At 42.0% G+C, this 22,524-nt stretch carries 18 protein-coding genes; 12 read left to right on the top strand and 6 right to left on the bottom strand.

What is annotated here, in order from left to right; all coding sequences use genetic code 11:
- Positions 1-34: 34 nt before the first annotated feature.
- From DC094_RS18580 to DC094_RS18540, 9 genes are all read left to right on the top strand, one after another.
- The gene (locus DC094_RS18580; RefSeq protein ID WP_116688625.1) at positions 35-1,003 is read left to right on the top strand and encodes a transporter family protein; all 969 of its coding nucleotides are present in this window, start codon (positions 35-37) and stop codon (positions 1,001-1,003) included.
- A 530-nt stretch (positions 1,004-1,533) separates the two neighbouring features.
- Entirely contained in the window at positions 1,534-3,690 is a 2,157-nt protein-coding gene (locus DC094_RS18575; protein WP_116688624.1) for an ABC transporter substrate-binding protein, read from the top strand.
- 4 nt (positions 3,691-3,694) lie between these two features.
- Positions 3,695-4,672 (top strand): ABC transporter permease, encoded by a 978-nt coding sequence (locus DC094_RS18570; RefSeq protein ID WP_116688623.1) that lies wholly within the window; start codon positions 3,695-3,697, stop codon positions 4,670-4,672.
- On the top strand, positions 4,669-6,057 hold the full coding sequence (locus DC094_RS18565; RefSeq protein ID WP_116688622.1) for an ABC transporter permease: 1,389 nt from the start codon (positions 4,669-4,671) through the stop codon (positions 6,055-6,057). The genes DC094_RS18570 and DC094_RS18565 overlap by 4 nt, the downstream gene beginning before the upstream one ends.
- 2 nt (positions 6,058-6,059) lie before the next feature.
- Positions 6,060-7,691, top strand: a complete 1,632-nt coding sequence (locus tag DC094_RS18560; protein WP_116688621.1) for an ABC transporter ATP-binding protein — start codon at positions 6,060-6,062, stop codon at positions 7,689-7,691.
- A gap of 327 nt (positions 7,692-8,018) precedes the next feature.
- Complete coding sequence (locus tag DC094_RS18555; protein WP_116688620.1) at positions 8,019-9,029, top strand: amino acid ABC transporter substrate-binding protein; 1,011 nt, start codon at positions 8,019-8,021, stop codon at positions 9,027-9,029.
- A gap of 96 nt (positions 9,030-9,125) precedes the next feature.
- Positions 9,126-10,277 carry an amino acid ABC transporter permease gene (locus DC094_RS18550; protein ID WP_116688619.1) on the top strand — a complete coding sequence of 384 codons (1,152 nt, stop codon included), beginning with the start codon at positions 9,126-9,128 and terminating at the stop codon, positions 10,275-10,277.
- Position 10,278: 1 nt separating this feature from the next.
- On the top strand, positions 10,279-11,373 hold the full coding sequence (locus DC094_RS18545; protein WP_116688618.1) for an amino acid ABC transporter permease: 1,095 nt from the start codon (positions 10,279-10,281) through the stop codon (positions 11,371-11,373).
- A gap of 2 nt (positions 11,374-11,375) precedes the next feature.
- Complete coding sequence (locus DC094_RS18540) at positions 11,376-12,119, top strand: amino acid ABC transporter ATP-binding protein (protein WP_116688617.1); 744 nt, start codon at positions 11,376-11,378, stop codon at positions 12,117-12,119.
- Positions 12,120-12,158: 39 nt separating this feature from the next.
- On the opposite strand, the gene DC094_RS18535 is transcribed toward DC094_RS18540, so the two are convergent.
- The 5 genes from DC094_RS18535 to DC094_RS18515 all read right to left on the bottom strand — a co-directional run bounded on the left by DC094_RS18535 (position 12,159) and on the right by DC094_RS18515 (position 17,832).
- Positions 12,159-12,467 (bottom strand): hypothetical protein, encoded by a 309-nt coding sequence (locus DC094_RS18535; RefSeq protein ID WP_116688616.1) that lies wholly within the window; start codon positions 12,465-12,467, stop codon positions 12,159-12,161.
- Between the two features lie 246 nt (positions 12,468-12,713).
- On the bottom strand, positions 12,714-13,694 hold the full coding sequence (locus DC094_RS18530; RefSeq protein ID WP_116688615.1) for an ABC transporter permease: 981 nt from the start codon (positions 13,692-13,694) through the stop codon (positions 12,714-12,716).
- A complete protein-coding gene (locus tag DC094_RS18525) occupies positions 13,691-15,244 on the bottom strand; it encodes a sugar ABC transporter ATP-binding protein (protein ID WP_116688614.1) in 1,554 nt (517 codons plus the stop codon). Before DC094_RS18525 ends, DC094_RS18530 begins: the two co-directional genes overlap by 4 nt.
- A 26-nt stretch (positions 15,245-15,270) precedes the next feature.
- Positions 15,271-16,284, bottom strand: a complete 1,014-nt coding sequence (locus DC094_RS18520) for a sugar ABC transporter substrate-binding protein (protein WP_158527388.1) — start codon at positions 16,282-16,284, stop codon at positions 15,271-15,273.
- A gap of 75 nt (positions 16,285-16,359) precedes the next feature.
- Positions 16,360-17,832, bottom strand: coding sequence for an amidase (locus DC094_RS18515; protein WP_116688612.1), 1,473 nt, complete (start codon positions 17,830-17,832; stop codon positions 16,360-16,362).
- A 538-nt stretch (positions 17,833-18,370) separates the two neighbouring features.
- Here DC094_RS18515 and alr point away from each other — a divergent pair.
- Together alr and DC094_RS18505 are read left to right on the top strand one after the other, a co-directional pair.
- A complete protein-coding gene (gene alr / locus DC094_RS18510) occupies positions 18,371-19,447 on the top strand; it encodes an alanine racemase (RefSeq protein WP_116688611.1) in 1,077 nt (358 codons plus the stop codon).
- A gap of 378 nt (positions 19,448-19,825) precedes the next feature.
- The gene (locus DC094_RS18505; RefSeq protein ID WP_116688610.1) at positions 19,826-20,224 is read left to right on the top strand and encodes a YacL family protein; all 399 of its coding nucleotides are present in this window, start codon (positions 19,826-19,828) and stop codon (positions 20,222-20,224) included.
- 132 nt (positions 20,225-20,356) lie between these two features.
- On the opposite strand, the gene DC094_RS18500 is transcribed toward DC094_RS18505, so the two are convergent.
- The gene (locus DC094_RS18500) at positions 20,357-21,259 is read right to left on the bottom strand and encodes a LysR substrate-binding domain-containing protein (RefSeq protein WP_116688635.1); all 903 of its coding nucleotides are present in this window, start codon (positions 21,257-21,259) and stop codon (positions 20,357-20,359) included.
- 352 nt (positions 21,260-21,611) lie between these two features.
- On the opposite strand from DC094_RS18500, the gene focA reads away from it, so the two are divergent.
- Entirely contained in the window at positions 21,612-22,499 is an 888-nt protein-coding gene (gene focA / locus DC094_RS18495) for a formate transporter FocA (RefSeq protein ID WP_116688609.1), read from the top strand.
- The last annotated feature ends 25 nt before the right edge of the window (positions 22,500-22,524 follow it).

Here is a 22,524-nt window from a genome sequence, read left to right as displayed (position 1 = left end):
GCCCTTTCGGGTTGTAAATATCAAGGGGTGGTTCATGAGAAAAATTATTACACCAATAGTTGGTGTTTTATGTGCGGTATCTATGTCTTTTGCTTGCGCAGAAGAAACAAAAAAAATAGATAAAAATAAAGTGGTTAGTTCTCCAATTGCATCTGAAACTACTAATAAAAACCTATCGGATATAGATTGTTCAGAAGATTTAAAAGCAGAATCGAGGAGAGGTTATAACCAATGTCTTGAAGCGGCTAAAAAAGACAGCCCATGGTCTTATTCGACCGGGCTAACCTATTCCAGTAATGCATTTAGGCCTGGAACTACAGTAAATAGTCAGTCTCTATCGGTTGATTTAGCTGCGGGGTATAAGCTATCAAGCAATCGAAGCTTATCGGCGGTTGTTGGTTTGTATCAAGAAGTGGCTGGTGGTACTAATGGCCGTGAAGATACTTTCACTGATTTATTGTTGGGTTATCATCGCTCTAAATGGTTAGAGCCTAGTGACCTTTTACATGTGGGTTACACTTTTAGGTTGCAGTTACCAACCAGTGAATCAGCGACGGAAGATTATCGACGCTGGTTTGCACTTCGCGCACAATTACCAATGTCGATTAAATTGTCTGAGTTTGGTATTGAAGATTGGTCGCTAAGCTATGTACCGCAAATTAGTAGAGCTTTTTATGAAAATAAAACCGGTGCTGCAGGCTCGAGCCTTGTTGAATGGACGATTTCTCAATCCTTAGGCCTTTTTGGCGCATTGACTGAAGATCTATCTGTAGGTATCAGCTCTTATATTCGTAGCGTAAAGCCATTTAATCAGTCATTTATAGCACCTCGTTATGGATTTAGTGCTGAGCTTTCCTACGTTATTAATGATGAAATTGAGATCTCTACGGGCTATAGCAACCAAGGTGCAATTTACAAAAATGAAGTTGGACCTGACGAGACTTTTGCTTTGTACGATAAGGAAACTTCAGAGTTCTTTATTTCAACTGTTTATTCTTTTTAATGCGTAGTTTTGGCACGATAAAATAGATATAAATTTCTTATGCTTGAAGTAGTGTGCTTATAAAGAAGGGCGCTCCTTCGTTAAGGTTGTTAGGGCTGATGTTGCTTTGATCTGATTTAATCTATCTGCTTCGGGTTTGCTGCTGCTTGCAGCGTTTAATATTTTTGCTTAATAGTCAAAATATAATCAGAAGGAAAGTAGCTCTAAGGTGTTGAGCGTTTCATTTGGTAGTTTGAAACTAATCAAACCTAGGTGAGGGCTATATACGCTTAAAATCCTCTAGCATTGCAAAGCAAGAATGAGCATAGAAGTAAGAAGTTTTACACCAAAGGTTGTTGTATTGAGATAAATATGACTTCGGTGTAATCACATATTCTTTCCGCATAGTTACTTTAGTCATAAATAGATTACTCACATTTGCACAATATCACCTATTCATCGAATTCACATCTTGTCAATGGCAAACATGTATCAATTTTGTGGTAGAGTTTGCCAGTTATTGCTGATCACATTGGAGTCAGTCAGAAATTATGAGTTTTCGCACAAACCTATGTGCGCTTGGGGCGGGATTACTAGTACTGACCGCATGCGGTGAAGGGACATGGAATAATCCCAACCCAACTGCAGAGTCGGACCAAAAAGTTTTATATTCAAGCTTTGCCCTCAGGCCCAAGCACTTGGACCCAGCTCGCGCTTATAGCAGCGATGAGTCGACTTTTATCGACCAAATTTATGAGCCACCACTTCAATACCATTATTTGAAGCGGCCTTATGAGTTGGAACCATTAACCCTGACAGAAATGCCGAAAGTGTCATATTTTGATGGCGATGGTAATTCCCTGCCAGCAGATGTAATGGAACCTGCTTATAGCGTTTATCAGCTTAATCTGAAAAAAGGCATCATGTACCAGCCACACGCTGCATTTGCTAAAAATGCAGACGGCACGCCTTTCTATGATATCCAGTCTATTGAAGAATCAGCCAAGTTTAAATCTCTGGACGATTTCACTCAAACTGCGACTAAAGAGTTGGTTGCTCAAGATTATATTTACCAGATTAAACGTCTGGCAGATCCAAAGCGCTTAGCGCCTTTACGTGGTCTGCTAAGTGAATACATTGTTGGTATGAGTGAGTTCAGCCAACAAGTAAAAGATTTGCGTAAAGATTTGCAACCAAATGATTGGTTGGACTTAGATCAATTAGATATGCAAGGCGTAAATCTGATTGATGATCATACCTTTACCATTAAGCTGAAAGGAAAGTATCCTCAGTTTAAATATTGGCTAGCATTTCATTTTTTTGCCCCTGTACCAGTAGAAGCTGATCGCTTTTACCATCAGCCAGGTTTGCCAGAGAAAAACATTAGTTTGGACTGGATGCCTGTGGGAACCGGTGCATACATGATGAGCAAGAATAATCCGAACTCTCAGATTATTTTGTCACGTAATCCGAATTACCATGATGAGTTTTACCCAGATGAAGGTGAAGCAGGTGATGAAGAGAAAGGCTTATTAGCAGACGCTGGCAAACGCGTACCATTTGTCGATCAGATTGTTTTCCGTTTGGAAAAAGAAGCTATTCCAATCTGGACTAAATTCCTTCAGGGCTACTACGACCGCTCCGGTATCAGCAGTGATAGTTTTGATCAGGCAGTAAACGTCAGTATTGAAGGCATTGGTCTGAGTGATGAAATGATTGCCAAGGGCATTACATTAAATCGCGCAGTGGAACCTTCTACTTATTACACCGGTTTTAATATGTTAGATCCGGTAGTTGGCGGTTATACCGAGCAAGCACGTAAATTGCGCCAAGCCATTGCGATTGTTTGGAATGAAGAAGAATACATCACCATTTTCCGCAACGGTCGTGGTGAGACTTCGCAAAGTCCGGTGCCTCCAGGATTCTTCGGTTATAAATCAGGCGAAGCGGGTATTAACCCAGTGGTGTTTGATTGGGTTGATGGCGAAGCCAAGCGAAAATCTATTGAAACGGCGAAGCAATTGTTGGCAGAGGCAGGCTATCCAAATGGTCGAAGTGACAAAACGGGCAAGCCGTTGTCGCTTAATTTTGATACGACCGCTGGCGGTAGTACCAAAGCACGCTTGAACTGGATGAGTAAGCAATTCCAGAAATTAGGTATTCAGTTGAATTTCCGAATTACTGACTTTAACCGCTTCAAAGATAAAATGAAGACCGGTAATTCTCAGGTATTTGGTTATGGCTGGTTAGCCGATTATCCAGATCCAGAAAACTTCCTGTTCTTATTGCATAGTGAGCAAGGTCAGGTCGCTAGTGGCGGTGCAGGTGTTAACGCGTCTAACTACAAGAACGAGAAATATGATCGTTTGTTTGAGCAAATGCGTACCATGGAAAACACCCCTGAGCGCCAGCAAGTAATTGACGAAATGTTAAATATCTTGCGCCACGATACGCCATGGGCCTCGGCATTCCACTCGCACTCTTATGTGTTAAATAACCAGTGGGTAAAAAATGCTAAGCCACACGGCATTTCCAAAGCAACTTTGAAATATCTGAATGTTGATGTTGATTTAAGAAAACAAAAGCAGTCTCAGTGGAACCAACCGATTGTTTGGCCGCTGGTTATGGTATTTCTGATTTTAGCTGCGCTAATTATTCCAGGTTATCTGTCATTTAAGCGTCGTCAGACTCGTAAGATCGGAGGATAAAAACATGCTGGCCTATATTATTCGTCGACTGTTATACGCCATTCCGATTTTGTTAGGTGTAAACATCATTACTTTTGCGCTGTTTTTCGTGGTCAATACCCCGGATCAAATGGCGCGCGCTCAACTGGGTGATAAGCACATCACCCAAGAAGCAATTAATTCATGGAAAGAGCAACGTGGCTATGACAAGCCATTATTCATCAACAGCGAAAAAGGTGGCCTAGAAACAGTTACCGATACCGTTTTCTTTGATAAATCGGTTCGATTGATTGCATTTGATTTTGGTAAATCAGATGAAGGGCGTTCGATTGGTGGAGAAATTCGAGAGCGGATGTGGCCAAGCTTAGCGTTACAAATTCCCACTTTTGCCATCGGCATTATGGTGAACATTTGTTTTGCATTAATCGTGACCATGTTCCGGGCTAGTTTATTTGAGCTGGCCGCAATGACGTTATGTGTCGCAATGTTATCGATATCGGCAGTTTTCTATATTATCGGTGGCCAGTTTTTCTTCGGAAAAATGTGGCATTTGGTGCCTATTTCTGGATTTATCCCCGGACCAGATGCAGTTCGATTTTTAATTCTTCCGGTGATTATTGGTGTGATTGCAGGAATGGGTGCTGGTACCCGTTTGTATCGAACCATTTTTGTTGAAGAATCTACTCGTGATTACATCAGAACCGCTCGTGCCAAGGGTGTATCTGAAGTCGGTGTTCTATTCAAACACTTGTTGCCAAATGGCATGATTCCGATTTTGACCAGTGTGGTGGTGATTATTCCTAGCCTATTTATGGGCAGCCTATTAATGGAATCTTTCTTTGGTATTCCAGGGCTAGGTGGTTACACCATTGATGCTATTAAGTCTCAGGATTTTGCAATTGTACGTTCAATGGTATTCCTGGGCTCTGTGCTTTATATCATCGGTTTATTGCTGACAGATATTTCATACACATTGGTCGATCCGAGGGTAAGACTGTCATGATCAAACCTTTATTGCTCTGGAGCGACATTTTAATTTTTATCCTAGTCGCTTCTGTTGGCTTGTTTTTGCGTCAAATTAGCAAAAACCCACAAGCTAAAAAGCGCTGGCGTAGAGTGTTCAGCTCAAAAGTAGGCATCGCTGCATTTATTATTATCTGCACTTATGTTTCAGTCGCCTTGTTAGATTCAGTGCATTTTAGATATGCATTGGATAACGTGGAAAAATCAACAGAAACGTCTTATAGCAGTGAAGTTCACAGCTTGTTAGATGTAGCTCTGGATGATTTAAAATCCATGAATGAAAAAACCTATTCAGCACCTTTTGCGATCTATTCGTTTTCTAAAGAAAATTTGGAAGATGAACAAGGCCGTATTTACCGTGATTATCCACGGTTACAAAGTGCAGGTACCCATCTGGCGGATGAGTCAGAAAAAGTTGCCGATATTTCAATGAAGTTGGTTTTTGGTTTATTGAAAGGTTTAGCTGCTGCAGCGTTGCTTGTGGCTGGACATATTTTTTGGCGTCGAAAAACGAAAGTACCGGGTGATGAAAAGTTAGCCGATATTCCATGGGCAACCGCTTATATTACATTGGCGGTTATCTGCTGCATTATTGCTGTTGTGCTTCAGTTGGGAAATTACTACCATATTTTGGGTACCGATAAAGTCGGCCAAGATGTGTTGTACACCAGCATTAAAGCAATTCGTACCGGTGTTTTAATTGGTACCTTGGCGACTATTCTGACGTTGCCGATTGCGATCTTCTTAGGGATTAGCGCAGGTTACTTCAAGGGCTGGATTGATGATTTGATCCAATACGTTTATACCACCTTGAGTTCTATTCCAAGCATTCTGTTAATTGCAGCTTCGGTATTATTAATCGATGTTTATATCGCTAATAATCCGGATCTTTTCGAATTAACCTTGGAACGTGCTGACTTTAAATTCCTCGCACTGTGTGGAATTTTGGGCATGACCAGCTGGACGACTCTATGTCGCTTGCTGCGTGCTGAAACCTTAAAAGTCAGCCAGCTAGATTATGTGCAAGCTGCCCATGCATTTGGCGTGAGCCATATGCGGGTTATCGGTAAGCACATCTTGCCGAACATTACCCATATTATCCTGATTGCCTTAGTGCTTGATTTTTCAGCCTTTGTTTTGGCAGAGGCAGTACTGGCTTATATTGGCGTCGGTGTCGACCCAAGTATGGTGAGCTGGGGCAATATGATTAATGGTGCACGTTCTGAATTGTCCCGTGACCCTGCTGTGTGGTGGTCGGTGACAGCAGCATTTATTATGATGTTTACTCTGGTGCTTGCAGCTAACTTGTTCTCGGATGAAGTCCGCGAAGCCTTTGACCCTAGATCAGCCAAAGGAGAGAGCTAGAGATGTCGACCAATAAACAAACACCACTAGAACCAAAAGTGTTAGAGGTGCGTAACCTCGAAGTGTCGATTAAATCCAGCGGTATTCCTCTGGTTAAAGGTATCGACTTTGAAATTGCCAAGGGCGAAATTTTTGCTTTGGTCGGTGAGTCAGGTTCTGGCAAATCGCTAACATCTATGTCGATGATGCGGCTATTGCCAGATGCCTTAACTATTTCTAAAGGTGATATTCGCTTAAATGGTGACGATCTTTTCCAGTTGACTGAATTGGAAATGAATCAGGTGCGCGGTGCCAAGGTCGCCATGATCTTCCAAGAGCCACAAACCTCACTTAACCCAGTGCAAACGGTTGGTGAGCAGCTGGGAGAAGTATTAAAACTTCACCAAGATTTGAGCGGTTCTAGAGCACAGCCTCGTTTGGTTGAGCTGTTGGAAGAAGTGGGTATTCCTGATCCAAAAGAACGCTTGAAGTGGTATCCACACCAGCTTTCTGGTGGTCAAAAGCAACGTGTGATGATTGCAATGGCGCTGGCTTGTGAGCCACAGCTATTAGTTGCCGATGAACCTACTACTGCATTGGATGTAACCATTCAAAAGCAGGTGCTGGAACTATTAAATAAGCTGTGCAAAACCCGCAATCTAAGTGTGTTGTTAATTACACACGATATGGGTGTGGTGGCAGAAATGGCCGATCGAATTGCAGTAATGCAATTCGGTGAGATTCTGGAGCAGGCAACTCGAGATGAGTTTTTTGCCAATCCTCGCCATGAATACAGCAAACGGTTAATCAATTCACTGCCGAAAGGAAATGACTTCCTCAGCATTGAAAAGCCTGAAACCGTATTAAAAGTTGATGACTTATGTGTTTGGTTCCCGCAAAAGAAAGGAATTTTTCAGCGCACAGTTGGCCACACTAAAGCGGTTGACGGCATTAGCTTTGAAATTGGTAGGGCAGAGACTTTAGCCTTGGTGGGTGAGTCTGGCTCAGGTAAGTCAACCACTGGCATGGCAATTTTGCGTTTGAATCCAATTTACCGCGGTGCAGTTGAATTCAACGGTAAAAAGATTAGCGATTTAGAACGTGATGCTTTTATGCCGTATCGAAAAGACATTCAAGTAATCTTCCAAGACCCCTTCTCGTCGATGAATCCGCGAATGAGCATTCGTGAAATCATTGAAGAAGGCATGTTAAGTCTGGATGTTGAGAAGGATCGTAAAAAACGCGAAGCAACCATGCAAAGATTACTCAAACGGGTCGGAATGGAGCCAGAACATTTGGACCGTTTCCCGCATGAGTTTTCTGGTGGTCAGCGCCAGCGAATTGCAATTGCCAGAGCTTTGTCGGTTAATCCAAAGTTGATTATTTGTGATGAGCCGACTTCAGCGCTAGACGTGTCTATTCGTGGGCAAGTACTGGATTTACTGCGAGAGCTGCAAGATGAGCTGGGCGTTTCTTATCTGTTCATTACCCATGACCTGTCGATTATCCCGCACTTGGCACATCGGGTTGCAGTGATGAAAAACGGTGAAATTGTTGAGCAAGGTAACACTGAAAGTTTGATGACCAATCCGCAACATGCGTATACCCGTCAACTTTTAGCGGCTGCACCAAAGATTGAAATCAACGCTGCTTGATTGAATTTTCTTATTCAATAGCTAAGTCATTAAAACCGCTTGAGGATTTAACGCCTCAAGCGGTTTTTTTATGAGTGCGATTTGCCGTTTAAAATTTAATCACTCACTAGAAGTGTTTGATTGAAGTAATAGGCCATACACCTGCTATTTGTAGCGTTAATAAACATAATTGTTGCTTAATGATTGCATCTATAGAAAAAATATTTCAGTCTATAGCTCAAGTGGTCTAGGAAGCACCACTACAAACAGACTTTATTGAGTTTTTGCGCACTAGTACTTAGTTGCCATACTCAATTTTGAGCTAAACAACAGAAAGGATATTTCTCAATGACTGTCAGAAGCTTGCTGCTTGCTGGACTAACTTTGGCAATCAGCCAAACCAGCTTTGCCGATACAACTCTAGAACAGGTTAAGGCGCGTGGCAGCCTGAACTGTGGTGTTAGTACTGGTCTTCCCGGTTTTTCTTCTCCTGACAGCAAAGGCCGCTGGAGTGGTATCGACGTAGATATTTGTCGTTCCATGGCCGCTGCTAGTTTAGGTGATGCTACCAAGGTTAAATTTATCCCGCTAACTGCAAAAGAGCGTTTCACGGCACTGCAAAGTGGCGAGATTGATGTTCTTTCGCGCAACACGACTTGGACAATTACCCGTGATACTTCGCTGGGTTTGAACTTCGCTGGTGTTAACTACTATGACGGCCAAGGTTTTATGGTAAATAAAAACCTCGGTGTTAAAAGTGCTTTGGAATTAAGTGGCGCCTCTGTTTGTATTCAGGCAGGTACAACTACTGAACTGAATCTGGCTGATTACTTCCGCTTGAATAACATGAAGTACACCGCGATTACTTTCGATACTTCTGATCAAACGGTCAAAGGTTACGAATCTGGTCGTTGTGACGTTCTGACTTCTGACCAATCACAATTATATGCACTGCGTATTCGCCTCAAGCGTCCGGGTAATGCAGTAGTTCTGCCAGAAATTATTTCTAAAGAACCTCTAGGGCCAGTCGTTCGTCAAGGTGACGATCAATGGTTGAACATTGCTCGCTGGTCATTGTTCGCAATGATTAATGCTGAAGAATTGGGTTTGACCAAGAATAATGCTGAAAGCCAGAAAAACAGCAAAAACCCTGCAGTTAAACGTTTCATGAATGCTGCTGGTGTTTCTCCTGCATTAGGTCTGAAAACTGACTGGGCTTATCAAATTGTTAAGCAGGTTGGTAACTACGGTGAAGTATTTGAAAGAACTGTAGGTGCAGGCTCCCCACTGAAAATTTCTCGCGGTGTAAACCGTTTGTGGAGTGATGGCGGTATTCAATACGCGCCACCTCTGCGTTAATTGCATAGTTATCAAATGATAACGGTTTGAATGCATTTTGCTGGCGGGCTTGCTCGCCAGCATCCTTTCATTATTTATCTTCGACGGAGGCATGCCATGAAGTGGTGGCGAGACGCGCGTGTCCGGGGGATCATTTGGCAAGTTGTATTGTTTCTTGCTGTGGTCTGGTTTGGTTGGTCAATTTATGACAATACTATTACCAATCTGGAGTCTCGGGGTATTACCACCGGCTTTCGCTTCTTAAATGAAGAGGCTGGTTTTGCAATACTACAGACGTTAATTCCTTTTGATGAATCCTATACCTTTGGTAGAACTTTCTTAGTAGGTTTGCTGAATACGCTTTTAGTTTCTTTTATTGGCGTAATCTGTGCGACCTTATTGGGTTTCCTAGTAGGTATTGCACGACTCTCTTCTAACTGGTTAGTGCAAAAGCTAGCTAGTGTCTATATCGAAATATTCCGAAATATTCCGCTGCTACTACAAATATTCTTTTGGTATTTTGCAGTGTTGCAAGCGCTTCCTGGGCCAAGACAAAGTATGTCTCTGGGCGAAGTATTCTTTTTGAATGTTCGTGGCCTTTATTTGCCTTCAATTATTCAAAATCCGGGTTTTGGTTGGGTTTGGATTGCTTTGGCAGTGGGGCTGGTTGCTGGTTATTTTTATAAGCGACATGCAAATAAAGTTCAAAATGATACCGGCAAGCAATTACCTGGCGTTCGAGTTTGGATTGCTGCAGCGCTTGGTCTTCCTGCTATTGCACTCGTTATGACCGGCATGCCATTTGATTGGGAAATTGCCAAACTGCAAGGTTTTAATTTCCAAGGTGGTATTACGATCATTCCTGAATTAGGTGCTTTGGCACTGGCACTAACGGTTTATACCGCAACTTATATTGCTGAAATTGTCCGTTCGGGTATTCAGGCAGTTGATAAGGGACAAACTGAAGCCGCGAGTGCTTTGGGGCTTCATAACTGGCAAATATTACGTTTGGTGGTGATTCCTCAAGCAATGCGAGTAATTATCCCGCCGCTTTCCAGTCAATATATGAACTTGATTAAAAACTCTTCTTTGGCAACTGCTATTGGCTATCCGGATCTGGTCAGTGTATTTGCCGGAACCACGCTGAATCAGACAGGTCAGGCGGTAGAAATCATTTTTATGACGATGGGCGTGTATTTAACGACCAGTTTAATCGTTTCTGTTCTAATGAATATGTACAACCGCAAGGTTGCACTGGTGGAGAGATAATATGTCAAGAAAACCACCGGTGGGAAACAGAGGCGCTGTTCTCTGGTTAAGAGAAAATTTATTTTCTTCAGTAGGCAATAGTGTTTTAACTATTGTTGTTGCTTCCCTTTTATTATGGTTTTTACCGCCGATATTAGACTGGGCTTTCTTTTCGGCTGATTGGTTTGGTACTAGTCGAGAAGATTGTACTAGTGATGGTGCTTGTTGGGTGTTTGTGACGAGTCGCCTTGATCAGTTTATCTATGGATTTTATCCCGAAGGTGAGCGCTGGCGGGTAAACTTGATGTTTGCTATCAGTATTGTTTTATTGATCGGTGCGCTTTATGAAAAAACACCTTTTCGGCATTTATTCGCATTAACATTTTTAGCTATCTTCCCATTTATTGGCTTTTTCTTGTTAAGTGGTGGTGTTGAAGGTGTTCCACTGCTAGATGATTTGCCCGCGGTTGATACTCACTTGTGGGGGGGATTAATGCTGACATTAATCCTAGCATCGGTTGGTATTGTTGCAGCCTTGCCGCTGGGGATTTTATTGGCCTTGGGCCGGCGATCTGAAATGCCACTAATTCGCACTTTCAGTGTGATGATGATTGAGATTTGGCGAGGTGTTCCATTAATTACTGTGCTGTTTATGGCATCGGTTATGTTTCCGTTATTTGTTTCCAGTGAAGTGGAAATGGATAAGTTATTAAGAGCATTGATCGGAATTACTTTTTTCCAGTCAGCCTATATTGCTGAAGTAGTTCGTGGTGGTTTGCAAGCGATACCCAAAGGGCAGTATGAAGCCGCTCAAGCGCTCGGCTTGGGTTATTGGAGAATGATGGCGTTAGTCATTATGCCTCAAGCTTTGAAACTGGTTATTCCAGGCATTGTAAATACCGTCAATGAGCTCTTTAAAGATACCAGTTTGGTATTGATCATCGGTTTATTTGATTTACTGGCGATTGTTCAAGCGGCGCTGAATGATCCAAAGTGGTTGGGTTATGCCACCGAAGGTTATCTGTTCGCCGCGTTTGTATTCTGGATTTTCTGTTATGGCATGTCGCTATATAGCCGCAATCTGGAACGCAAACTAGACCACGAAATGCGGAGTTAATTATGTCTGAATCACCGGTAATTGAAATAAATAAACTCAATAAATGGTACGGACAGTTCCATGTATTGCATGATATCGATCTGACGGTAAAACGTGGCGAAAAAATTGTTATTTGTGGGCCTTCTGGTTCAGGAAAATCGACATTAATTCGCTGCATTAACCGTTTGGAGGTGCATCAGGAAGGCGACATTATTGTTGATGGCATTACCTTGAATGACGACCTGAAAAATATTGATCAGGTTCGCCAGGAAACGGGCATGGTGTTCCAGCACTTTAATTTGTTTCCGCATTTAACCGTGCTAGAGAACTGCACATTGGCACCGATTTGGGTAAAGAAAATGCCTAAAGATGAAGCCGAAAAAATGGCGCTAGAATATCTGGATCGAGTGCAAATAAAAGAGCATTCTCATAAATATCCTGGGCAAATGTCTGGTGGCCAGCAGCAGCGAGTCGCGATTGCTAGAAGCCTGTGCATGAATCCACGGATTATGTTATTTGATGAGCCCACTTCAGCACTCGATCCGGAAATGATCAAGGAAGTGCTTGATGTAATGGTTGAACTGGCCAAAGAAGGCATGACCATGATTTGTGTAACCCACGAAATGGGTTTTGCAAAAACGGTTGCTGATCGAGTGATCTTTATGGATGAAGGTGAAATCATTGAAGAAAATGAGCCCCATGAATTCTTTGATAATCCCCAGTCAGATCGTACTAAGTTATTTTTGAGTCAGATATTGGCGCATTAATTTTAACTTTTTCGAGTCAGGAGTTAGATCCTGACTCGTTTAGATTTCAGCTGAACCAATGTTCTTTGGTGAATAGTTGGCCCAGCTTTTGATACCACATTGGCGGCAATTAACGCGGCGCATTTGGTAGCAAAAAAACACTGAAAAAAACCATATGGGAATAAATTCAAAGCGTCGAATATCTCGAGCAGCAGATCGATTACAGTCACTGCAAACAGGCTTGCTGTTGGCTCTAGGAACGATATCTACCTCGATGATCTGACGAACACCTTTTTCGAGCATACGAGCGTTTCGATAAACAGAAGATTTGAATTTATGGCATTTATTGAGGATAGCTTGAATAAGCATCTGCTTGGCCTTAGTGGGTTATTCGCATAATCACTTTAGCTAGGCAGATGCTTTTTTTTGTATCTAAAAGTGGTTCTATTGACTCACTGATTTTGCGAAAGAGCCAACTTGAATTCAGTTGTAAGTGAAAGGTGTTATTTGGTGATGAATCATCACTTATCACCTAGAGCAATGTCTTGAGTTATTAGGTTGCTACAGTTCAGAAAGTTGCCAGTCGAATATTCCTTGAATCGTATCGCGTTAACTTTACTTTGTGCGTAAACGATCTAAGCAGGCGGCCACAATGAGAACTAGTCCTGTAATCATCAAGCTTAACTCTGTAGGAACATTCATTAAAATCAAACCGTTCGATAGCATGCCCAGCAGCCAAACACCTAAAACAACTCTAAATAAAGAACCCTTTCCGCCATTAAAAGGAACGCCGCCAAGTAGTACAGCGGTTAGAACGCTAAGTTCTATTCCTACGCCTAATGTTCCTGCTGGTGCAGAATTAATGCGTGAAACACTCATTAAAGCTGCAATTGCAACAAAAAATCCCGTCGCGGCATACAAGAGAATCCCGATACCTTTCACTCTAAGCCCAATCAGAAAAGCTGCACGCTGGTTTACGCCTAAAGCAATGATCTGTGCGCCTATTGGCAAAAAAGCCATTACAGCCGCACCCATGGCTATGACGGCAAGCATAATCCAAGTTAAAATTGGCAGGCCTAAAATACGCTCGTAACCAATAATTAAAAAATCTTCAGGAAATCCAAATATCGGGTGAGGTGCAAGCCATTGTGCGACGCCGCGTATTAAAGTTAAAGTACCTAATGTTATGATAATTGGAGACATATCAAACCGAGAAACCAGTAAGCCGTTTAGTACACCAACACCTGTTCCCACGATCAAGGTAAGAATAATTGCACTGAATATTCCCAAGTCAGAAAACCCAAGACCTGCAACTACGCCACAAAGAGCAAGATTAGAACCTACCGATAAATCAATCTTTCCAGCCATTAGCAATAGTGCGAATGGAATTGCGATGGTCATGATTGTTGAAACTTGAACTGAAATAGCAATCCAGTTATTTATTGTCATAAAAACTGGAACGTTAATGAAAAAAAACAATGCAAGTAATGCAATAGCTACAGGAAGCGCTGCGGTTATAGCAATATCTGACCAGTTGCTTGTTTGTTTTAACCCAAGATTAAACATTTTTTTTTGTTCGGATGTATCGCTTATCATTGCATCACTCCTGCTTTTAACTCTGCATTTTCTAACCCTGCATCGCAATTTTGAGTATTATGTTCAGCCTTATGGGCAAGTTTTATCAGGTGCTCTTCGCTATGGGGATTGTCGATGAGGGCGACTTGCTGACCTCGACCTAAAATCAAAACTTTATCAGATAATTGACAAACTTCAGTGGCATCTGAAGAAGCTACGATAATCGATACTCCTGATTGCTTTAAAGTTACCAATGCTTGGTAAAGCTCAAAACGAGCTCCAATATCAACACCTTGAGTCGGTTCGTCTAAAAGCAATACTTGTAAACCAGAATCATCGATTAACCAACGACCAACCATGATTTTTTGAGCATTGCCACCGCTAAACCTTTGTCCTTGCAAGTTGGGATCTGGTGGTTGAATATTTAAAAGTTTTGCTACTTTTTCAAAAGAATGTTTTTCTTTTTCAAAGCTTCTAAAAAAGCCAGAAAATACAGTTTGTCCCAAATGTGGAATGACTAGGTTTTCAACAGCAGTAAAGCTTGAAAATAAACTTTGTTCTTTTCTATCGCTTGCAACCAGCGCTATGCCATCAGATAAAGCAGACCTAGGAGATGAGTAATTTTTTTCTTTGCCATTAAGTGATTGAGTGCCTTCTTTTTTGGTTGATGCACCGGCCAAGCATTCAAGTAACTCTGTGCGGCCTGAGCCCATCAGGCCATATATGCCAAGTATTTCACCAGGCGTGAGAGAGAAATTTATTGGCCCAACGAAGGAAGTTTTTAAGTCATTAATAACTAGCCTGTTTGAATGATCACGCGTATTTTTCCCTGATTTAAAGCTCGTAAGATCATTGTTTGGCGATATCGCATCGCTTAAATCTTCAATTGAAACATCCTCGACCGGTTGGGTCCACAAAATCTTCCCATCTCGAAGTATGGTGACTTTATTTGCAACTTTGTGAATTTCATCAAGAAAATGCGTCACATAAATTACACCGATGCATTCATTTGTAACAGCTTGTTGAATAACTTTATGCAGTGCTTTCGCTTCTTTATCTGAAAGTGAAGCGGTGGGTTCATCAAGGATCAAAAATTTTGGCTTGAGCATAAGAGCGCGAGCAATTTCAACTATTTTTCTTTCGCCTACACCTAGTTTTTTTAAATCGACGCTAGGGTCGATGTTATCGACCCCGAGGCGTGTCAGTAATTCAAGTGCTATTTTTTTTTGTGCACTATGATTTATTCTTTGGCCAATCTTAATTTCTCGCCCAAGAAAAATATTCTCTGTAACGCTTAAATCTTCGAAAGCTTGAGAATGTTGGTAGATCATGGCAACGCCATGATCTTGAACTTCTCTAGGCATTAAGCCACGTAATGATTTTTCTCCAATCAAAATATCGCCCGTATCCGCATCTTGAGCGCCACAAATACAACCAAGAAGCGTAGATTTCCCAGCTCCATTTGCACCAAGAAAAGCGAGTACGCTGCCTGACTGCGCTTCTAAGTCGACACCTTTTAATACAGCTGCTGAACCATAAGATTTTTTTAAATTTTTGACCTTGAGAAACATGATAAATCTCCGTGTCAAATTAGGGATCAGCGTGAATAATTATTCAAAAGCTGTTGTAGTAAATCTTGGTCATATTTACTTGCTAAAACAGTAGGGGTGTAAGCAAAACTTGGTTTTTTTCCACGAATAGCATTTAATGCTAAATCGACGATGTTTGCGCCTAATTCATTGATTAATATTGCTGCTGAAGCTCGATATGCACCTCCTTTTTTAACGGCAGATAATCCTTCAAGCGAACCATCCTGGCCACCAATAAAAACTTTTGATGGGTTTGTTCTTGTTAATTTAAGTGCTCGAAGTGCGCCCACTGCAGCGTCATCAGTCATGCCAATAATAATGTCTAAGTCAGGGTGCTGCTGTAAAACTGTTTCTGCAACTCTTAGGCCTGTTGTTTGGTCTGCCGCATCTTGTAAGGTAACAATTTTAATATTGTTTTTCTCAAAAATTCTAACGACTTCAGTCCAACGAGGGGATAATGAAGGAAGTGGGGTTAAACTGGTAACTAAAGCTTTAGGGTGGCTTATTCGATTCTTTTTTACCCAGTCCACTGCAGCTTGAGCGACAATTTGTCCTGACTGTGCATGGTTAAAGCCAACAAAACCATCGCTGCCTTCCATTTGCCCTAGATATGTAAGCCATTTAATGCCTTTAGCTTGTGCGCGACGTTTTAATGGTTGCAGTGCAGTAGGTTCAATGGGCAAAACAACAATCGCATCTACGCCTAATGTAATCCATCCTTGGATGGCGTTAATCTGCTGTTCAAGATTATTAGATTGGGTGTTGTCATGAAGTACTTTGACACAACCTAATGATTTTGCGCGTAAATCAGCAAAACGTCGAACTTGTTTTACAATAGCGACTTCTGATACGGAATGGCTGTAGGCGATTCTGTATTGTCTTCCTGAATGACAACTGTCAGAGGCAGTCGCGCGAATTTTATCAATAGTAACTTCTGCTATGTCAGTTGCATTAGCAAGCCCAGATAGAAAAAATATACTGATAAAAACTAGTGATTTTAAAGAAGATTTAAAAAATTTCATAATCATCTCTTTCAGAAAAGTTAATGAGCCATTTTATTGGCATTTACAGCTAATTATTGCACTGTAATTAAATGCCTATAGTGAGATGCGGGCATAGTGCTGCACCCATGGGCGTAATCGCTCGAAAACAGCTGATGCAGCTAGTACATCACCATCTGCTTGACGACGACCTACAATATGCAAGCCGACTGGTAAGCCAGAAGCAGATAGCCCCGCTGGGACTGAAACTGAAGGATGACCTGTGAAATTAGTTAAAAAAGTTGGGCACCAGCCTATTAAAGGATCTATATCGATGCCATTGATTTGGCTAGGGCCTTTAGTGTTTCCGTCATTAGTGTTTTTAACAGGCATTGCAGTGACGGTTGGAGAAATAATTAAGTCATATTTAGAAAAAGTAGCTTGATAAGCGTCAAAAACTTCACTACGAATTGATAAATCTTTATATAAATCATCTGCAGTGTATCCAGGCCCAACTTCTTCTACCCACCTCAGTAGGTCTGGAGACAATCCATGACGATTTTCTTTTGATAGTAGATCTAGGCCACTTTCTTTAATTGCTTGGAAGCTATGTCGCATAATAGGTACGAATAAACGACACCAAACATCGCTATATTCACGTTGATCGCGGTGTAAGCCTATTTTTATTTCTTCGACATGAGCACCGGCAGTTTCAAAAACTTTAATTGCTTCATTTATAACTTGTGATACTTCGTTTTCTACAGGGAATACATCTAAATTGGGGCTAAAGCCAATTTTCATTCCTTTAATGCCGCGCAGTGCTGCATCAGAAAAATCATTAACTAACTGGTGGCAATTAGGGTCACCTGGATGAGCGCCTTGTAAAATTCCAAGCGAGAGAATGGCGTCTTCTACATTTCGTGTAATAGTACCTTCAAAGATGTATGGCAAAGTATTTGCAAAAGCATTGGGGCGAACTAAAAGAGGGGTTCGGCCAGCAGATGCTCGATATCCTACCGTGTTAGTCCAAGCTGCGGGAATGCGAATAGAACCACCGCCATCAGTCCCTTCGGCAAGTGCCACCATGCCAGATGCTACAGCGGCTGCAGAGCCACCGGATGATCCTCCTGCATTTCTTGATGTGTCAAAAGGGTTTGATGTAGGGCCAAATGCGACATTATCTGTTGTCCCTCGATAGCCCATAGCAGGGCTATTCGTTTTTCCAACAAAAATAGCGCCAGCGGACTCCATTCGTTCGACAAACCCACACTTAATTTCAGCAATATTATTTTTGAGCTGCGGGATGCCGCCTAATGAGCTCGGCCAGCCAGGCTTAAAATCAAATAAATCTTTCATGGCAATAGGTACGCCATGCAATGGCCCAAGAACGTCGCCTTGGGCTAGCACTTTGTCTGCTTGTCGTGCGTTTTCCATTGCCTCATCAAATGAAGTAAAAATAAATGCATTTAATTTAGGGTTTATTTTTTCAATTCTATTAATTGTAGATTGCATTACTTCTGCAGCAGAAACTTGCTTCTCTCTTATTAAACGAGCTGTCTCAGTAGCGCTTAGCTTTTCAATGTCAGTCATACTATTTTCCCTTTAAAATTATCTGTTTTATGGGGTTATGATCTTGTAAATGTATATTCATAACAATTCATGTAGCTTGTTGTCGCAACTGAGATTATTTCATCCAACAAATGAAGGTTGATCGTAAAAGGCTTGCATAACAAAAACCCGCCAATTAATAATGTTCATGTTATTAGTGAGTGTGGAGCTAGGCAGAAAGTGTTAATTGGTTAACGAACAATCAAAAATTAAGCAGTGCGAAAGCCAGTAATAAGCAGGCAAAACAAAGGGGCTTTCTGCTTGATTAGAGTAAATATTAGCTAGTTGTTCTTTTAGGATTGAAGTAAATGGCAACTTAAAGTATTTGAGCTTGCAGCATTAGCCCGCGCTATCAAATTTTTAGCGAGACGATGTGATTGCTGATTCAGCAGCCGTAGTTCTAGTTGTCTTACTAGTGATCGGCTGATCCATCAAAGTGCCAATTTATCTTACTGGGCTACCGATTCTATTCAGGCCAAGGTAGGCTGTGGCTTCTCTTGTTGCTGTAGGGTTCTCCCGCATGTTTCGACCGTTAAAAGCAGATATCAATCTGAGTGCATTAAGGGCCAACTTCAAGCTGGCTAAAAAACTGCAGCCAAATGCTAAAACCCTCGCTGTGATGAAAGCCAATGCTTATGGCCATGGCATGTTGGATTGTGCCCGTGGTTTGAACAATTTGGCCGATGGTTATGCAGTTGCCTGCATGGAAGAAGCGCTGGTTTTGCATAATGGTGGTTTAAAGCTCCCGGTGGTTTTGCTAGAAGGGATCTTCTCTCCCAGAGAAATCGCTATTTGCCACAAGCAAAACTTTATTCCTGTGATTCATCAGCAACATCAGCTGCAATGGTTTTTAGAAAGCGATATTCAACTAGAACAAGTCTGGTTCAAGTTAGATTCTGGAATGCATCGGTTAGGTATGTCGGTTGAAGAACTGACGCAGGCTTCTAAGCAATTAAAAGCCCATAGCCCGAAAACCCAACAAGTACTGGTGAGTCATTTTGCTTGTGCCGATCAACCAGATCATCCGTTGAATCAACAGCAATTAGACTTGGTACTGTCTTTGGCAGAAACCCTTGGCTTGCCACTTAGCTTTGCCAATTCTGCTGCATTAATTGGATTGCCAGATAGCCGAGCTTCGGTGCAGCGGCCGGGTATTATGATGTATGGCGCATCCCCGCAAGAAAATATTCCAGCCAGTGAATTGGGGCTCAAACCAGTGATGAATCTAGATTCTCAGGTAATCGCAGTGCGAACCCTGCAACCGGGAGAATCTTGTGGCTACAGCTTAACTTGGCAAGCAACCCAGCCGACTAAATTAGCTACTGTGGCGATTGGTTATGGTGATGGTTATCCGCGCCACGCTAAATCTGGCACACCGGTATTGGTCAATGGCCAGCGAGCCAAGCTAGCAGGGCGAGTGTCGATGGATATGATTACCGTTGACGTGACGGAGTTAGGCGCAGTCAATATAGGAGACCCAGTTCGTTTATGGGGAGAAGGTTTGCCGGTTGATGAAATTGCCACCTGGGCAGATACCATTAGTTACACCTTGTTGACCGGTGTTAGCCCGCGAGTACCCAGAATTGTGGTGGAATAATCGTCATTTTATTTGATTTACTGTGTGATTAAATCTGAAGCCTAAAGGCTTCGGGCTTTTAATTTTATATTCTTCATTTTCATCAATACCTTTATTTGGTGCAATCATATAAACCAGTTTATTAATCAACCAAATATAATTTGATAGATGGTTAATTTAACTAATTTGTCAAATTTTAAATGGTTTCATCAGGTTTTTTTATAACCTACTGTATTTGATTAATTAAAGTTGGTTTCTTGTTTGCAATTGATAACTGATCTGCTGCCTTTTATCTACTGAGTATCTTTTGCTTAGTCAGTTTGTCGATTAGTTCTTAAAACCTAAATCGGTTGGGATTAGAATTAGAAGCGTGTATTGAGACTTATTGTGAGCAAGTAAGTGGATTATCGATTTCAAACCAGTATTACTGGCCAGCCTGAAGCCCGGTTTTCTATGGGGCATGAAGTGCTGGGGCATTGGCTCAATGATGAATTAGCAACAGATTTAGATTTGTTGCAACGGTTGTTGGTGAGCATTGCACAACACCGAAACCATCCTGCCTGGAGCTACCAGCTAACTGGCAGGGAGTATCATCTGCAATTGTCCGGAACTGATGCTGAAATTTCAGCAGGCAATGGCTTTTGTGAAGAAGCCATTCCAGAAGATCTGGAACTATATGATATGGAAGCTTTTGCTAGCTGCGGCTTAGAAGACTTTGAAGCCGTGTTAGTAGATTGGAAGGCCTTTGTAGAAGAACAAATCTCCCGGGGGGGGATTCGCTTGCCTGAAGCAGTATAGCTACCACTGTAATAATTAAAGTTATCAATTTTGGCAGCACAAAAAAGAAAGAATGGGTGGGAAGATAATCGGCAAGCCATAGGCTTGCCGATTTTGTATCTGCTATTTGAATTATCTCAGGCGAATTCAATTTTATTGATGCTTATTTTGCCGCTGTAGCCGTTTTGCCTCGAGCATTAAACACTCTCGAATTGGGTGGTCTGGGCTATCGCTTCTCCAGACAAAACTTAATCGGCGTCGCATATCTAATTCCGGAACCGATAAACAAGTCAATCTGCCTTCAGCTACTTTACTGGCTACATCAAAATAGGGCAGGCAACTAATATAAGGCCCATCTTCAACCAGCGCCTGCAATATAGATACCTGCTCATATTCATGACGCACATCCAAACGATCGATCAAGCCATGAATTGCAGTATCAAAAATCTCGCGAGTACCCGCACCATGCTCTCGCAACACCCAACTAGCTTGTTCCAGTTGCGCCAGACTAATGTGTTCATAACTGGCATAAGGGTGGTGTGAGCTGGATACAATCACCAGATGGTCATAACACCAAGTTGCCTGGGTTAATCGACTGTCATCACATCGACCTTCAATAATACCCAACTGATATTGGTGATTAATCACACCCTGTAAAATGCAGCCGCTATTTTGCACCTTAATATTCACTCGTACTTCGGGAAAGTCTCTATCAATTTTACTGATGAGTTTTGGCACCAAATGTTCTGCCGCAGTTTGGCTGGTTCCAAGGTCGATATCGCCACTAATCAATTGCTGGCCAACAAAACCTCTTTCGATTTCCTGAGCATCGCTAAGTAAGTGCTTGGCTTTAGGGCGAAGCCATTGTCCCCAATGGGACAACAGCAACCGATTGCCATTTCTCTCAAATAAAGGTTGTCCGAGCAGCTTTTCCAGCTGCGATAACGACATACTGGTAGCGGATTGGGTCAGCGACAAGTGATCAGCAGCCAAGCTGACGCTGCCTAATGAGGCTACAGCGTCAAAAACAGCCAGTTGTTTGAGCGAATATTTCATAAAATCCAATGCTTGCGGGTAAAAACCCATTTCAGATGTTTATTTAAACGCAATCTTCGCCGGTAATATATCGGGTGGCGCGCTCAGACCTTGTGAATAACTTACACCCATCACACCAGCCAGAGAAGGATTTGGCGCAACATCCAGTATCAAAATAATTGAATCAAAGATTAAGTTTTTTAAATTTTACTTAGTGCTTTGGCCGCCATACCTTGGTTGTTGTCATCTGATGGCTGCTAGCAGTAAAAGTTGGCAAGGGTCGCCTCCTGAAAATCATTGGCAATATTGGAATAAGTATTGTTTTTGGATTTGGATTTAATCAGGACGGTTGTTTTTTATATGCGGTGTTTTAATGGCAGCTTTTATGGGAACTACAAATGAATTGCTTGAAACTGCTAACCAGTATGGTCTAAAAAAACTGGCCAATCCTGTTGCTGTCACGCTGGGTTTGGCTGCGAGTGCAGGTTGTTTTATAGGTTTGGGCTTTGTTTTTTATATTACCGTAATGACCGGAAGCCAAACATTGCCATGGGGTATTTCGCATTTACTAGGCGGTGTTGTTTTTAGCCTAGGGCTAGTGCTGGTGGTTATTTGTTCCGGCGAACTATTTACCAGTTCGGTACTGTCAATTGTGCCTTATTCAAGAGGGTTATGCCGATTTTTTCGTTTATTACAGCATTGGGGCTTGGTTTATCTAGGCAATATGCTAGGTGCATTTTTTCTCGTCATTTTAGTCATGCTCGGTGGGCTTTATCAGTTGGATAATGGCCAGTGGGGTGCCACTTTGCTGGCCACTGCACAGCATAAAATCCATCATGATTTTATACAGGCTGTGGTGCTGGGCATGCTATGCAATTTAATGGTTTGTTTGGCTGTATGGATGAGTTTCAGTAGTAAAGATCCGTTAACAAAATCGGCATTGCTAATTATGCCGGTGGCGCTGTTTATCTCTACTGGTTTTGAGCACTGCGTCGCAAATTTGTTTTTGCTGCCAGTCGCTTATTGCCTAGTTCAATGGGCACCAGAAAGCTTTTGGCTAGCGACGAATCTTCAGGCTGCGCAGTTTGCTGATTTGACCATAGCTAATATCGTTTTCAGTAACTTAATCCCCGTTACTATTGGCAATATTTTGGGTGGTGCCTGCATGGTTGGCTTGGGTTATCAAAAGCTATTGGGTAGTACTGCTGCTAGTAGCGCTACTAACAACAAAATCACGGCTAATGGAAATACTCGGTTGTAAATTATTGTTACGACAGTTTTGAAAT

The sequence above is a fragment of the Pelagibaculum spongiae genome, assembly GCF_003097315.1.
In the GTDB taxonomy this organism is placed as follows: Bacteria; Pseudomonadota; Gammaproteobacteria; order Enterobacterales; family Pelagibaculaceae; genus Pelagibaculum; species Pelagibaculum spongiae.
This window is presented reverse-complemented; position numbering and strand designations above follow the sequence as displayed.

Excerpts from the sequence above, each read along its gene's own strand:
- DC094_RS18525 (WP_116688614.1), bottom strand. The coding sequence starts at position 15,244 with ATGTTTCTCAAGGTCAAAAATTTAAAAAAATCTTATGGTTCAGCAGCT.
- DC094_RS18580 (WP_116688625.1), top strand. The coding sequence starts at position 35 with ATGAGAAAAATTATTACACCAATAGTTGGTGTTTTATGTGCGGTATCT.
- alr (WP_116688611.1), top strand. The coding sequence starts at position 18,371 with ATGTTTCGACCGTTAAAAGCAGATATCAATCTGAGTGCATTAAGGGCC.
- DC094_RS18540 (WP_116688617.1), top strand. The coding sequence starts at position 11,376 with ATGTCTGAATCACCGGTAATTGAAATAAATAAACTCAATAAATGGTAC.
- DC094_RS18515 (WP_116688612.1), bottom strand. The coding sequence starts at position 17,832 with ATGACTGACATTGAAAAGCTAAGCGCTACTGAGACAGCTCGTTTAATA.
- focA (WP_116688609.1), top strand. The coding sequence starts at position 21,612 with ATGGCAGCTTTTATGGGAACTACAAATGAATTGCTTGAAACTGCTAAC.
- DC094_RS18560 (WP_116688621.1), top strand. The coding sequence starts at position 6,060 with ATGTCGACCAATAAACAAACACCACTAGAACCAAAAGTGTTAGAGGTG.
- DC094_RS18565 (WP_116688622.1), top strand. The coding sequence starts at position 4,669 with ATGATCAAACCTTTATTGCTCTGGAGCGACATTTTAATTTTTATCCTA.
- DC094_RS18545 (WP_116688618.1), top strand. The coding sequence starts at position 10,279 with ATGTCAAGAAAACCACCGGTGGGAAACAGAGGCGCTGTTCTCTGGTTA.
- DC094_RS18555 (WP_116688620.1), top strand. The coding sequence starts at position 8,019 with ATGACTGTCAGAAGCTTGCTGCTTGCTGGACTAACTTTGGCAATCAGC.
- DC094_RS18535 (WP_116688616.1), bottom strand. The coding sequence starts at position 12,467 with ATGCTTATTCAAGCTATCCTCAATAAATGCCATAAATTCAAATCTTCT.
- DC094_RS18575 (WP_116688624.1), top strand. The coding sequence starts at position 1,534 with ATGAGTTTTCGCACAAACCTATGTGCGCTTGGGGCGGGATTACTAGTA.
- DC094_RS18530 (WP_116688615.1), bottom strand. The coding sequence starts at position 13,694 with ATGATAAGCGATACATCCGAACAAAAAAAAATGTTTAATCTTGGGTTA.
- DC094_RS18520 (WP_158527388.1), bottom strand. The coding sequence starts at position 16,284 with ATGAAATTTTTTAAATCTTCTTTAAAATCACTAGTTTTTATCAGTATA.
- DC094_RS18570 (WP_116688623.1), top strand. The coding sequence starts at position 3,695 with ATGCTGGCCTATATTATTCGTCGACTGTTATACGCCATTCCGATTTTG.
- DC094_RS18550 (WP_116688619.1), top strand. The coding sequence starts at position 9,126 with ATGAAGTGGTGGCGAGACGCGCGTGTCCGGGGGATCATTTGGCAAGTT.
- DC094_RS18500 (WP_116688635.1), bottom strand. The coding sequence starts at position 21,259 with ATGAAATATTCGCTCAAACAACTGGCTGTTTTTGACGCTGTAGCCTCA.